The sequence below is a fragment of the Gemmatimonadaceae bacterium genome, assembly GCA_020851035.1.
In the GTDB taxonomy this organism is placed as follows: Bacteria; Gemmatimonadota; Gemmatimonadetes; order Gemmatimonadales; family Gemmatimonadaceae; genus JACMLX01.
In genome coordinates, this window is the sequence record JADZDM010000006.1 from 105,059 (window position 1) to 118,656 (window position 13,598).

11 protein-coding genes are annotated in these 13,598 nt (G+C 69.7%); 5 read left to right on the forward strand and 6 right to left on the reverse strand.

All coding sequences use genetic code 11. From position 1 onward, the window contains the following. On the reverse strand, positions 1 to 345 hold the full coding sequence (locus IT355_06725) for a hypothetical protein (protein ID MCC7052946.1): 345 nt from the start codon (positions 343 to 345) through the stop codon (positions 1 to 3). A gap of 538 nt (positions 346 to 883) precedes the next feature. Between IT355_06725 and IT355_06730 the strand changes: the two genes are divergently transcribed. The 3 genes from IT355_06730 to IT355_06740 are packed head-to-tail and all read left to right on the forward strand — an operon-like array spanning position 884 to position 6,978. Then, positions 884 to 2,575 carry a hypothetical protein gene (locus IT355_06730; GenBank protein ID MCC7052947.1) on the forward strand — a complete coding sequence of 564 codons (1,692 nt, stop codon included), beginning with the start codon at positions 884 to 886 and terminating at the stop codon, positions 2,573 to 2,575. Next, complete coding sequence (locus IT355_06735; GenBank protein ID MCC7052948.1) at positions 2,572 to 4,173, forward strand: hypothetical protein; 1,602 nt, start codon at positions 2,572 to 2,574, stop codon at positions 4,171 to 4,173. Before IT355_06730 ends, IT355_06735 begins: the two co-directional genes overlap by 4 nt. Positions 4,174 to 4,185: 12 nt before the next feature. Beyond that, positions 4,186 to 6,978 (forward strand): hypothetical protein, encoded by a 2,793-nt coding sequence (locus IT355_06740; GenBank protein MCC7052949.1) that lies wholly within the window; start codon positions 4,186 to 4,188, stop codon positions 6,976 to 6,978. A 175-nt stretch (positions 6,979 to 7,153) separates the two neighbouring features. On the opposite strand, the gene IT355_06745 is transcribed toward IT355_06740, so the two are convergent. After that, positions 7,154 to 7,939, reverse strand: a complete 786-nt coding sequence (locus tag IT355_06745) for a TetR/AcrR family transcriptional regulator (protein ID MCC7052950.1) — start codon at positions 7,937 to 7,939, stop codon at positions 7,154 to 7,156. Between the two features lie 110 nt (positions 7,940 to 8,049). Here IT355_06745 and IT355_06750 point away from each other — a divergent pair, with 110 nt between their 5' ends. Next, on the forward strand, positions 8,050 to 9,021 hold the full coding sequence (locus tag IT355_06750) for an NAD-dependent epimerase/dehydratase family protein (protein MCC7052951.1): 972 nt from the start codon (positions 8,050 to 8,052) through the stop codon (positions 9,019 to 9,021). Positions 9,022 to 9,044: 23 nt separating this feature from the next. Here IT355_06750 and IT355_06755 read toward each other — a convergent pair whose 3' ends face one another. The 3 genes from IT355_06755 to IT355_06765 all read right to left on the reverse strand — a co-directional run bounded on the left by IT355_06755 (position 9,045) and on the right by IT355_06765 (position 11,988). Next, a complete protein-coding gene (locus tag IT355_06755) occupies positions 9,045 to 10,355 on the reverse strand; it encodes an acetyl-CoA hydrolase/transferase family protein (protein ID MCC7052952.1) in 1,311 nt (436 codons plus the stop codon). A 92-nt stretch (positions 10,356 to 10,447) separates the two neighbouring features. Then, the gene (locus IT355_06760; protein ID MCC7052953.1) at positions 10,448 to 11,278 is read right to left on the reverse strand and encodes an FKBP-type peptidyl-prolyl cis-trans isomerase; all 831 of its coding nucleotides are present in this window, start codon (positions 11,276 to 11,278) and stop codon (positions 10,448 to 10,450) included. A gap of 347 nt (positions 11,279 to 11,625) precedes the next feature. Then, the gene (locus IT355_06765) at positions 11,626 to 11,988 is read right to left on the reverse strand and encodes a DUF4440 domain-containing protein (GenBank protein ID MCC7052954.1); all 363 of its coding nucleotides are present in this window, start codon (positions 11,986 to 11,988) and stop codon (positions 11,626 to 11,628) included. 370 nt (positions 11,989 to 12,358) lie between these two features. On the opposite strand from IT355_06765, the gene IT355_06770 reads away from it, so the two are divergent. Next, positions 12,359 to 13,270, forward strand: a complete 912-nt coding sequence (locus IT355_06770; protein ID MCC7052955.1) for a hypothetical protein — start codon at positions 12,359 to 12,361, stop codon at positions 13,268 to 13,270. 80 nt (positions 13,271 to 13,350) lie between these two features. On the opposite strand, the gene IT355_06775 is transcribed toward IT355_06770, so the two are convergent. Further along, positions 13,351 to 13,536 carry a hypothetical protein gene (locus IT355_06775; protein MCC7052956.1) on the reverse strand — a complete coding sequence of 62 codons (186 nt, stop codon included), beginning with the start codon at positions 13,534 to 13,536 and terminating at the stop codon, positions 13,351 to 13,353. Positions 13,537 to 13,598: the final 62 nt, after the last annotated feature.

Here is a 13,598-nt window from a genome sequence, read left to right on the forward strand (position 1 = left end):
TCACCGGATGGTGAGCACGCCGTGCATGTTCAGGCTGCGGTGCGGCGCGCAGTAGAAGAGGTAGTCACCCTGCGGCAAGCCGCTGGTGCTGATGACGTACGCCGAGTCCTGCGTGGCCACCACCGGTGCCGCGAACTCGCGCGCGCCGATGGCCGCGAGGTTCGCGAGGAGCTGCGGTTTCGCGGCGGGGGGCACGAAGGCCTCGTCGAAGGCGACGTTGTGCGGCACGCCGCTGATCATGATGAATCGCACACCGTCGCCTTCGCTGACCGTCAGGTAGGCGGGGTCGAAGCGGAACCCTTCGTCGTCCAGCACCATGTGCACGGTGTGGATGGTGCCACGCACGGGCTGGGCGGGCGGGCCGGACGGAACGCGCGACGCGGCGCGGCCTCGCGCGCTGGCATCACCGCCGCTGCAGGCGACCAAGGCAACCGCGACCAGCACCCGCAGCCCCCGACCGATCGCGCGGGAGGAGCCAGCCGATCGTCGGGTGCCTGTCGTGCGCCGCTGTGTCCGCATGACGTCGATCTTACACCGGCTCAGTGTCTCCCGGGTGGCGCACCGGCCGGTGCCGTTTCCTGCACCAGCGCCCGGTCTGCGGCGTGGATCCGGGCGTCGAGGGCACGGCCGCGCACCGGCCCGAACCCGACAGGCTCCGGCTGACCCTGCTCGCAGGGTGGCGGGACGCTGGTTAGATCCCCTGATGTTTCAGGATACCTCGAAGTCGGAATGTGGCCGTCGCTGTTGCCTTCGCCCGGGTTGCTGTCGAACGCAGGACACCCACTCGCCACGTCGTCATGGCCACGTTCAGGACAGTCGTCCGTTCCCGCGGGTGTGAGCGCCGTCATCGCACCTCGGTGGCGTGCATGGTGCTGAGCCGCGCGTGAGCTGGACGTACATCCCCGGTATCGGCACCCCCGCTGACGTGCTGCGCGAGGCGGCGACGGAGATCGAGCCGGTGCTGATGGATGCGGCACTGGCGGTGACCGACCCGGACTACCGGGGCAGCCAGTACCTCGAGGTGGCCCGCGGCAACCGCCTCAAGCCGGTTCACGTGATGGTCGACTTCCTCGGCAACGTCTTTCACGTCGCCCGCGCCGAGGCGGAGACGTTCCGGACCGAGTCGCTCACGATCACCTACCTGCCATCGTGGTTCTACCAGGTGATCAAGCAGTACCGGCGCGCCGATGCCTGGCCGCGGGACCGCGAAGTCGTGATTGCGCCGATCATCGACCGCCTCTCGGCCTACCCGCTGCGGATCACCGCCGAGGTGGACACGTCACCGGACAGCGCGCGCGGCAAGGGCACCGATCCGCGCATCATCTACCAGTACCATCCGTCGGAGCCTGCGGGCGCCGAGAAGGAAGGCAATCCAGCGGTGCTCGAGCGCATCCACTGGAGTGCGCCGCAGTGCCGGATCATCGCCGCGCCGGGCGTCACGCTCTCGGTGGAATGCACCTTCGGGAAGTTGAGCGGCATGCTCTTCGGCTCGGCGTCGCTGCCGCCGGTCTCGGAGTGGGGCGAGGCGCTGTGGGGTGAGCTCGTGTTGTACGCCGCCGCCGGTGCGGCCGACGCCGCGGCGGCGGCGACCGCGCGCACGGCGTCACCCGTCTCCACGTCACAGACGCTGCGGCTGGAACTCGAACGCCGCCAGCACGCGTCCCTGCTGCCGTCGCTCGATGCCCCGCTGCGGGAGGCCGGCGCAGCCGAGGCGGACCTGCTCACCACCGAGCTCGCCCGCGCGAATGCACAGTGGGTCGATACGACACGGCCGGATGGCGTGGACCTGTCGTTCCTGACGTCGATGGCGACGTGGAACCTGCAGCGCCAGCTCACGCTCGCGCAGTCGGCGCTGGAGGCGGTCGGCGAGAGCATTCACTACGCGAACGGCACCTTCGACGCGCTGCAGCCCGTTCCCGTGCGGATCCGGGTCGACCCCATGAGTCCACGCGACCGGTTCGTGTGTTGCGTGAGCTACCTCGATGATCGCGGCACGCCGATCCCGTATCCACCGAGCAGCAGCAACGGCCAGCCGATGTTCCGGCTCACCGTCGTGCGCACGAGGCAGGTGCAGGTGTACGCCGACCTGCGCATCGCACTCGAGGGCCGCGTGCAGCTCGCCGCGATACTCGACTACCGGGAGCATGTCGTCGACCACGCCGATGACGTCCCGCTGGCGCTCGATCCACTGACCACCGGTGTCTTCCCGCGCGTGTCGATCAACGACCGTCCGTGGACTGCCGCCGAGGCATTCGACGTCGTGATGACGCCGGTGGGCGTCCTGCCGTTCCCGGCGACGCAGGTGGCGGCCGACTACTACGACTACGCGACGCTGGCGACGTACCTCGTCTTCGGCACGGACCCCTTCGGCCGCGAACTGTCGCGCTGGGACTTCGGGATCACCCTCGGTGGGATCCTGCTGCCCGAGGCGGCCGAGCGCATGTTCCGCGGCGCCGCCCGGCTGGCGCGCCTGCGCAAGCTCGGCGCCCATCCCGGCGGTCGCATGATGGACGCGCTCGAGCAGAGCGAGCTGGCCGACGCGCTCCTTGCCATCGGCCCGGTCGCCGACCGATGACCACCGAATCGCGGATCATCACCGGGTCACTCGCCGGTCCATCGGAGGTGCTGCTGCGGCGCTTCCAGGGGCGTTTCGCCAAGGCGGGTGTCAGCCATCTCGCGGAGCCGGCGCTGGTGTATGCGCTGGACCAGGTGATGGATCGTGGTGCCCGTTGCCTCTACACGCGCCGGATCCTCGAGCCCTTCGAGGCCGCACGTCGCGCGCAGCCGGGCCTGACCCTCGCCGACTTCTTCGCGCGGGGGACACCCGAGGTGCGAGCGCTCGGCGAGCAGCTCTTCGGCACGGACGGCTTCACGCTCGTCACGCTCCAGGGTGGACGCGGGTACTTCGACGCGTGGAAGCGGGTGATGGACTCGTTCCGGCACGCCGCGCCACCGACGACGTTCGGCCCTGCGTGGGGGCACTGGTCGACACGCAGCGTCACGCTCGGTGCCAACACCACCACGCCGCATGTCGTGCCGATCGACTTCCCCGCCCGCCGGGTGGATGGCGACACGGTCACGTGGGTCTATCCGCGTTGGGACACCATCCGGATGCGCGCGTACGTGCTTCTCGGGCACATGGAGCTCGCGCGCGCACTGGGAAAGGACGTGCCCCTCGACCTGCGTGGCGCCGCCCTGTTCGACTGGGCCGGGCTGGGTGGCACCAGGGTGACTCCGCTCGCCTTCGCGGCACACCCGGACCTCAGGATGAGCCGCACGCAGATGGCCCAGATGCTGAGCACCGGGCGCGCGCCGGCGTTCCAGTCACAGATCCTCCCGGTCGGTGCGACACGTCCGAAGGGACTCCGGCACTCGGCCGTCCGCAACGCGGAGGACGCGTCGTGGGAGCTGGCGCGCCGGTTCAGCGACGCCCGGTTCGTGGACCCGGCCACGTTCGAGGCCGCGGTGGCGGATCACGCCGCGGCGCTGCTCGACACCAGCCTTCCGTCGCAGGTGAACCCCGCCCACCTCGTGACGACGGTGTCGCCGGCCGACCTGCTGCGGATCGCGCGGAGCGATCCCGGCGCCCCGCAGATCGTCACCATGGTCTGGGAGCTCGAGCACCAGCGCGCCCAGCGCTCGGTGCGCTCGCTGGAGTCGATGCTCGCCGCACTCGACACCACGGTCGACACGAGCCTGATCCGCAACCTCTGCGGCCTCGGTGACCCGCACAACCTGGCGCTGGTGACCCCGTACGGGCACGCGGCGCGCGACATGTACGCGGCCATGATGGGGAGCGGCCAGCGCTGGAGCGTGAATGGCGCGCGCCTGGCGCCGGACCTCGCGCTCGCGGGCAACACGTCTCCCGTGGCCCCCGCCATGCCGGCCACCACGGTGAGCGACCAGGTGCCCGCGGGCTTCAACCAGGAATTCGACTCACACGACGACTACCCGCGCGCGATGAACGTCTTCTTCGGGTTCACGCCGCGGGAGCTCGACCGCGTGGCACGGATGCTCTCCGGCGCACCGGTCGCCGATCTCCTCGCCCGGTACGATGCCACGCGGGCCACCCAGGTTCGCGAGACCTACAACCACCTCGCCGGCTGCATGAACGCCGCCATCAATTCGTACCAGCTGGACAAGACGCTGCTCCTGGACTTCATCCCACTCTGAGAGGCCGACACGATGGCGACGACTCCCCAATCGCTCTTCAAGTTCGTTCAGCTCCGGCGCCTGACGGACACGGCCCCCGAACCCTGCACCACCGGCGCCGGGGTCGTGCGGGACGCGATGGACTTCAGCGCCGCCGGCACGCCGCCAGTCCGCAAGGCGGCGGCGGCAGGCGACCTGGAACAGGGCACCGCGCTCTACACCGAGCGCGCGAAGGCACTGACCGGTGACGCCCGCGCGGCGGCGCAGTTCGCGCTCCGGCAGCTCAAGCTCGCCAGCACCAACGAGCGGCTCACCATCGGGCAGGTCCGCGCCAACCTCAAGGCGTGGGAGAAGCAGACGGGCATCACCGGTGCCCGGCAGAAGAAGGCGTTCGGCGAGGCGATTGCGTGGGCGGCCGACATGGTGATCCTGCAGCGCTGGCTCCGGCCGTCGCTGCCCGCGTCGAGTGGCGATCCGGTGCGCCTGCTGCGCGGTCTCGGCATCGTCGCGCTCTCGCAGGCCGAGGCCGACCCCGGCTGCCGTGTGCGGTCGCTGGTGGCGAAGGCGGAAGTGCAGCTCCCGGACGTGGTGGTCCCGCCACCGCCGAAGCACCCCGACGTCGTGAAGGCGAACCAGCTCGACGCGATGCAGGCGGACCTCGCACGCCTGCAGGTACGCGCACGCGCATCGCGGCCCGGCGCCGACCCCACCATCGAGGAACTCGGCAAGGCCGGCGCGAGCGACATGGATGCCCAGGTGAAGGCGATCCAGGGTGCCGCAAAGACGATGGGCCTGCCCGTGACCACGACGGCGAGCTCGATGCAGGAGGTGCTCGGCCTGGAGGCAGCGACGGCGCGCACGAAGAGCCCGCCCTCCAGTCCCGGGTCGATCGCCAGCCCGGGCGGTCCGCACATCGACATCGACGACGTCATCACGATTCCCGCGCCGAGGCCCTCGGTCCCGGTGCTGACCGCCGAGGCGCGTGTGCTCGGGCGCGGTGACCTGATGCTCGTGCGCACCGCACTGCTGCGCTACGAGCCGAACGAGATCTCGCACATCGAGAATGTGCTCGCGACGGAGGTACGCGAGCGGACGCACGTCCTCGACGTCACCACCAGCGAGACCGTCACGGAAACCAGCAAGAGCGCCAGCGAGACCACCCGCGACCTCGAGACCACGGAACAGCACGGGCTGGAGCGCGCCACCGCCACGGCCGCGAGCACCAGCAGCAGCATGTCGATGGGACTCAGCGTGAGCGGTGGGCTGGGTCCGATCCAGGCCGGCATCGACATCGATGCCTCGCGGTCCACCACCACGTCGTCCAGCTCCAGCGCCGCGGTGTCGTACGCAAAGACGATCACCGAGCGCGCCTCGGAGACGCTCCGGAGCGAGGCCAGCTACCGCCGCACCGTGACCAGCACGACGCAGGTGACGGAGACCAACCTCCACAAGTTCGACAACACCGCGGGCGCCGCGAACATCGCCGGCATCTATCGCTGGGTGGACCGCGTGGACCAGGCGCAGATGTACAACTACGGCGAGCGTTTGCTGCTGGAGTTCGTCGTGCCCGAGCCGGCTGCACAGTTCGTGCACCTCAGGCAGGCGACGGAGGCGGCGGATCCCATCGTGCCGCCGCCCGGCTGGAACCTCGAGATCACGGAGCTCACCGAGGCCAACTACGTCCGAAAGGCCGCACGGTGGAACGTGCTCGGCCTCGAGACGCCTCCGCCGCTGGAGGTGTTCACGACGGCGTCGTTCGCCGATCCTGCGGCCCGCCCGTTCGACTACAAGACCGATTCGACGGACCAGAGCCAGCCGGAGTGGGGGTACAGCTCGTACGTCAACGAGGTCGCCATTCCGGAGGGCTATGCGGCCGCGACCGCGTGGGCCACGGTGACGTGGGGGCTCTCGCAGGGCGAGTATGACACGAAGGACAGCGGCACCACGCAGAACACGCAGGCGGTGGAGATCGTGATCGGGTCCGACAAGGCCACGATCAGCGATTCCGGCGACAGCGGTGCGGAGTTCGACCTGAATGGCGAAGTGGGCGGACCGCTCCCGATTGCGGTCAGCGCCGACCAGCGCGGGGGGTTCGCGATGGCCGTGCGGGTGAAGTGCCAGCGCACGCGCGAGGCGTTCGAGGCGTGGCGGCTCAAGACCTACGAGACCATCCGCGCCGGCTACCTGTCGCTCCAGCAGCAGTACGAGACGGCCCTGTCGGTGGCGGAGATCCGGCAGGCGTACGCCGCGACCACGCCCTCGGACATGAATCGCACGATCGAGATGCGCGAGCTGAAGCGCGCCTGCCAGACGGTGATGACGGGACAGGACTTCGACCTGTACGGTGCGATGACCTTTCCTGCGGGCGAGATCCCACGCGTGGACGCCAGCGAGGCGACGGCCGAGGCGGACTCGATCCAGTTCTTCGAGGACCTCTTCGAGTGGGAGAACCTCGTGTACCTCTTTTACCCCTACCAGTGGGCGGGGCGGTCGCGCTGGGCGGAGCTGCTGTCGCGCTCGAGCACGGATCCGTTGCACGAGGCCTTCCTGCAGGCCGGCGCGGCGCGCGTGGTGGTGCCGGTGCGCTCGGGGTACGAGCACGCCGTGGGACGGTACCTCGCGACCTCGGTGGTGCCGAGCCTAGAGCCCGCGACGTGGCGGGGGCAGAAGAATCCCTATCCGCCGATCGAGGAGCTGATCGCGGACGGGCTGGACCGACCGGGGGACGAGGTGGCGGTGGGCGATCCGTGGGAGGTGGTGACGCCGACGTCGCTGGTGTACCTGCAGGCGGGAGCGGATCTGAACCCGGCTGACGGCACGGCGTAGCGGGGCGCGAGCGTCGGCTGATCCAGTGCGGCGCGTGCGCCGGGACGGGTGTGCGGCGCGTGCGCCGGGACGGGTGTCCGGCGCACGCGAGACCCTGGCACAGCGGGCGTCTCGCGGGACTGGGTGTCAGCGCCTGCGCCGCGCTCCGGCGCTCGGCGTGTCCGGAGCGTCGTACTCAGCCGTCCCGCAATTCGAGTGACCGTCGCACCCCGCGGAGCACCGCCGCGATGGCATCGGCTGCCGTCGCTGGCGGCACGAGCATTCCGCGCACCAGGATCCCGGCCAGTCCATGCACCGCGGACCAGGACACTATCGGTGCATCAATGCGCCGCTGTGCCGACAATTCTCCGACTGAAACGAGTCTCTCGAGTGCCGACTCGAGGACGGCCCAGGCGGATGGATCGTCGGCGCAGGAGGGCGGCGCGGTGGGGGCCTGGAACGCCGTGTCGAAGAGCTTGGGGTGTCGGACCGCGAACTCGACGTACGCCCTGCCGATGGCGTCGAAGCGTCGGATGGCGTGCAGACCGGCGTCAGGCTCCGCCGGGACCGCATCCGCCGCATGGAGCATCGCCCGCGCCAGGCGCCGCCGTGCGAGCCGACCGACCTCTGCTGAGAGATGTGCGAGGTCGGGGAAGTGGCGGTACACGGCGGACGCGGACACCCCTTCCGCCCGGGCCAGGTCGCGCAGCTGCAGGGCGGCGGGGCCGTCCGCTTCCGCGATCCGCAAGCCGGCCTCGAGTAATGCAGTCCGGAGGTTGCCGTGGTGGTAGCGGGCGGTGTTCACGGGATGCGGATGGGTCAATCGGGTGAGGCCAAGTTGGTGGTCGGGAGAGGGGCCGTGAAAGCTGCGACTCTGAGTCATTTTGCGGATGTGACTCTGAGTCATTCTGAGGATTCGACTCTGTGTCATTTTAATGTTGACAAAAGAAACATTCGAATGCAATATGTTGACAATGTTCACATCTGCACCGCCGCCCGAGTCGCCACAGCCGGAGAGCCATCCATGCCAGATCGCATCCTGACCGCAGACCTCCCCCCCGCCATACCGTCCATCATCACCAGGGACGCCCGATGACCGCCGGCCCGCTGCACACCATCCTTGGTGCGAACGGCGCCGTCGGGCGCGCACTGTCGGCCGAGCTGTCCCGCCTCCCGGTGCGCGTTCGGCAGGTGGCGCGCACGCCGCGCGCCGAGTCGGAGGGAGACGAGCTGGTGGCCGCCGACCTGCTCGACGCCGCGGCGACCGACCGCGCCGTGGCCGGGAGCGACGTCGTGTACCTCCTGGCGGGGTTGCCGTACAGCGCCGCGCTGTGGGAGGCGCAGTGGCCGCGCGTGATGCAGCACGTGCTCGACGCCTGCACACGGCATGGCGCGCGACTCGTGTTCTTCGACAACGTCTACCCCTACGGCGCCGTCGACGGCGTGATGACCGAGGAGACGCCGTTCAACCCGTGCAGCCGCAAGGGTGAGGTGCGCGCCCGCATCACGACCACGCTGCTCGATGCGATGCGCCGGCAGCAGCTCACCGCCATGATCGTGCGCTCGGCCGACTTCTACTATCCCGACGGCGCGGGCGCGACCACCGGCCTGCTGAATGGGGTCGTCTTCGACCGCCTCGCCGCCGGCCACGGGGCGCAGTGGCTGGGGTCCGCCGATGTCGTGCACAGCTTCACCTACACGCCGGACATCGCGCGCACACTCGCGCACCTGTCCGCACGCGACGACGCGTATGGCCAGAGCTGGCACGCACTGACGTCACCGGAGGCGCGCACGGGGCGCGAGTTCGTGCAGATGGCCTGCGCGCAGCTCGGGCAGCCCGTGCGGGTGCAGAACGCCGGCCGCACGATGTTGCGCCTGCTCGGGCTGTTCAATCCGGTGCTGCGGGAGCAGCTCGAGATGCTGTACCAGTTCGAGCGGCCGTATCGCTTCAGCAGTGCGAAGCTGGAGCGCGCCTCGGGGCTGGTGCCGACGTCATACGCGGCGGGTTTCGCCGACGTGATCGCGCGGCTGCCCACCGGCGCCCCACGGGCCCGCACGGCCTGAGCGCTGCCGTGCGGCTGGTGCGGTCACACCATCGCGAAGTGCCGCGTCGCCCGCGTCGCCCGCGTCAGCTCCCCCCGCACATCGGGATGTGCGATCGAGATCAACAACTCGGCGCGCTGCCGCAGCGTCTTGCCGTGCAGGTTCACGGCCCCGTATTCCGTCACCACCCAGTGCACGTGGCCGCGCGTCGTCACCACGCCGGCGCCCGGCTTCAGTTCGTGGGTGATGCGCGACAGGGTGCCCCCGGCCGCCATCGAGGGCAGGGCGATGATCGGCTTGCCACCCTTCGAGAGTGCGGCGCCGCGGATGAAGTCCATCTGGCCGCCGATGCCGCTGTAGATGCGGTGGCCGATGGAGTCGGCACACACCTGGCCCGTGAGGTCGATCTCGATCGCCGAGTTGATCGCGACGACCTTCGGGTTCTCGCGGATCAGGCTCGGGTCGTTGGTGCGGTCGCAGGGATGGAACTCGATCGCGAGGTTGTCGTCCACGAAGTCGAACAGCCGCTTGCTGCCGTTGATGAAGCTCGTGACGGTGCGGCCGCGGTGGACTTCCTTGTGCTCGTTGGTCACCACGCCGTTCTCCATCAGCGGGATGAGGCCATCGGAGAACATCTCGGAGTGCACGCCGAGACCGACCTTGTTGCCGAGCCGCGCGAGCACCGCATCGGGGATCCCGCCGATGCCGAGCTGCAGGGTGGAGCCGTCCTCGACGAGTCCCGCGATGGTCTCCCCGATGCGGTCCTCGATCTCGCTGGCCGGGGATGGCGCGTGGGTGTGCAGCGGGCGGTCGGTGGCGGTCCACGCGTCCACGCGTGACAGCGGCACGGCGGAATTGCCGGCCGTGCGCGGCATCTGCTGGTTGATCTCCGCCAGCACAGTGCGGGCGTTGAGGCTCGCGGCCAGCGCACAGTCGACGGAGGTGCCGAGCGTCGAGTTGCCGTGCTTGTCGGGGGGCGAGAGCTGGAGGATCGCGACGTCGAGGTCGATCACGCGATCGGCGAAGAGCGACGGGATGTCGCTGAGGAAGACCGGGATGAAGTCGGCACGCCCCTCCCCGATGGCGGCACGCACGTTCGCACCCGAGAAGAGTGAGTTCGACGAGAAGTGTCCTGCCTGTTCCCGGTCGACGAACGGCGCCTCCCCCGCCAGGTGCAGGTGGTAGAGCTGCACGTCACGGAGGTCGGTGCGCGCGGCCAGTGCCTCGAGCAACGGGGTGGGGGTGGCGCAGGCGCCGTGGATGAAGATCCGGTCGCCGGACTTGATGTGACTGACGACGTCAGCGGGGGACGACGCGTGCTGGCGCCAGTCGGAGGAGCGAGGGTGTGCGGGCATGCACACAAAATGGCGGGTCCGGTCGATCCCGAGAACCGCTGGCCGTCACGCGCCTGCAGGTCCGGGGCGCGTCACGTGCGCGTCACGGACACTCAGGGCACCACGTCGATGCGCACCGAGCGCACGAGCGCCGTGTCGTTGCGCGCGGGCTGCGCAAACCGCATCACGCGCACCTGCACGGTGGTCGTGCCGGGCTTCGCGGCCAGCCACCGTCCATTGCCGACCTGCCGCACGCTGCTGCCGGCGGGGATCGGCCCCAGCAGCGGTACCACGCGCGGGACGAGCACTCCGGCGGAATCGAGGCCGCTCACGTGCAGCGCGATGAAGGGAGACAGCGTGTCGCCGACCCGCGCCACCAGGCGGTCCGGCTCGACCTGCAGCACCCGCACCCGCGCGTTCACCGCATCCGCCTGCGCGCGACTGTCGCGATCGATGCTCGACCCGGTGGGAATCGCCCGGCCGCTGCTGTCGCGGCGGATGACCGATGTGCTCCTGACGATGGTCACCGGTCCGGCGGCATCGCCCGTGGCCTGACTGGCGGGAAGCGCCACCAGCTCCACGTCGATGTGCAGCGTCGAATCCGGCGGCGTGTTCGCCGGATATCCCGTCCGCCGGCTCAGCGCGGGCGGCACGACGAGCAGTCGCCGTTCGCCCACGCGCATGCCCGTGACGCCCTCGTCCACGCCGGCGATCACCTGCCCGCCGCCGAGCAGGAACGTGATCGGTGCCCCGCTGCGACTCGTGTAGATCAGCCGGCCGCTCGGTAGCGTCGTGGTCTCGTGGATGGTGACCCGTTGTCCCGGCACGGCCGCGGGACCGTCACCGCGGCTGAGCACGCGGTACTGGAGTCCGCTCGGCGTGGGGACGAGGGCGGGGCGCGAGGCGCACGCGACGAGCACGACCGCCATCGAGAGCCGAGCCACGCGACGAAGGGAGAGGTCTGGCATGAGGTCTGGGGCTACGATCACACTGCACCAGTCTGCAGCGGGGGCAATTCGGGACAATCCGGTGACAGGGACAATCCGGTGACAGTGCACCAATATCCCCGGCAATTCGGTGACAGACAACAATCCGACAATCCGGTGACAGTGCACCAATATCCCCGGCAATTCGGTGACAGACAACAATCCGGTGACAGTGCACGAATATCTCCGCCACGCCGCGGCACACGACAATCCGGTGACAGTGCACCAATATCCCCGAACAATCCGGTGACAGTGCACGAATATCTCCGCCACGCCGCGGCACGGCCTGCCCGGCCGGGGGTCGCTCAGCGCGGAGACCGGTTCGCGTTGTCCATGTCGGAGGTGATGCGCCACACACCGTCACGCTCCCGGCGCAGCGTCAGCGTGAACTTGCCCACGTCGCTCGTGTCGTCGCCGTAGCCGTACCCGCCGACGATGTATCCGACCGTGCCGGAGACGGCGGCCGCGAGTGCCCGGAGCCTCAGCGCGTTCCCACCATGTCCGGCGTAAGCGGCGGCGATCGCGGCCCTGCCGCGCACCGGCGGATGGCCATCCTGGAGCACGAAACCATCCTCGGTGAAGAGGGCGGCCAGCGCAGCGGGGTCGGCGCGTCGCCAGGCCGACTCGTAGTCGCGAAGGACGCGGTCCAGGTCGGCGGGCAATGCCACCGCTGGCAGCGGCGTCGGTGCCTCGACCACCTGGGCGTCGAGTTGCGGCGCGCCGACCAGGAGTGCCGTGACCGCCAGAAGGACAGACCAGCGCATTGGAGCAGGGGCGAATGGTGACGGGTCAGTACGGTCAGGGGCAATACGGTGAGCAATACGGTGACAGTGCACGCATTGCTTCAATACGGTGACAGTGCCCACGAAAGCGCGCAATGAATGCACTGTCACCGATTTAGTGTCACCGATGTCGATGTCACCGATTCCGAAGGGGCCGTTGCACTCTGCGCGGCCACAGGCAATAGTCAGGGCTGCGGAGGCGCGCAGCGGCGCGCGCGGCTGGGTGCGATCATCACGGCGCTGCACAGGAGCACATATGTCGATCTCGTCCGTTCTGGCACGTCTGCGTCGTCTGGAGGTGCTGGCGGTATCGACGCTGACACTGGCCGCCTGCGGAGGTGGGGGCGGCGGGGGACCGACGGGTGGGGGCACCACCGGCTCGATGAGCGCGTCGATCGACGGGACGAGCTGGTCGAGCACGACGGCGTCGGCGACGGCGACCCCCGGCGGCATCTTCACGCTCACCGGGGTGCAAGCCGGCTCAGGCGTCGGCGTGACCATGACGATCTACCACATCGGTGCCCCCGGCACCTACCCACTCGGCGTCGGCAGCACGGTGGCGGGCGGACTCGCCTCCGTGGTCGAGGGCACCTCGGGCTGGTCCACGCCGCTCAGCGGTGCAGCGGGCACCGTCACCGTCACGTCCGTGTCACCGACTCGCATCGGCGGCAGCTTCGCGTTCACCGCCCCGCGCGTCACCGGCGCGTCCGGCCTCGCGACCCGGGCGATCACCACGGGCCTGTTCGATGTCCCGGTCTCCGGCCCCGCCACGCTCGTCGTGCCGGACAACGCCGGCGGCAAGATGACCTGGGGTGTCGGGTCCACGGCGCACACGGCGTCGTCGATCGCGTCGGTCTCCGCACCCTCGGCTGGCGTGCTGACCTTCGCCGGCTCCAACACCGCGCAGACGCTCAGCATCATCGTCTCGGAGTACACCGGAACTGGCATCTACATCCTGGGCAGCGGCGCCTCCCGCTCCGTGCGCCTGACGCAGGTCGCGCCCGGCGGCGTCTGGGGCGGCACGAACGCCAGCACGACCGGGTCGCTGACGGTGACCACTGCGACGGCCTCGCGCATCATCGGCAGCCTGTCGGTCACGCTGCAACCCGTCGGCGGCACGACGGGCGGAACGGTGCGGGTGTTCGCGACATTCGACATTGGGATCTGACGCGGCGCCTCAGCCAAGCGCATCACGGTTCACCGTGCTCCCTGCTGCGTGCGCTGGAACTGATCCCCGGCCGCACCCGGCTACCCGATCCGCCCGTCACCGTTGATGTCCTCTCCAAGCTTCTGCTCGAGGCGGATCATCAGCTCACGCACGACCGCGCGCGTGTCCTTCAGCTGGCGTTCCAGCCGATCGACACGCGCCTCGATGTTCTCCGCATCGGCGCGCTGATCCGACAGGCGCCAGTCCTGAATGAGATCCCAGAGCATCGGGTTGCCGGAATGAGGTGGATGGTGACGGCCACTGCATGGAGATACGGTGACACCGTGCC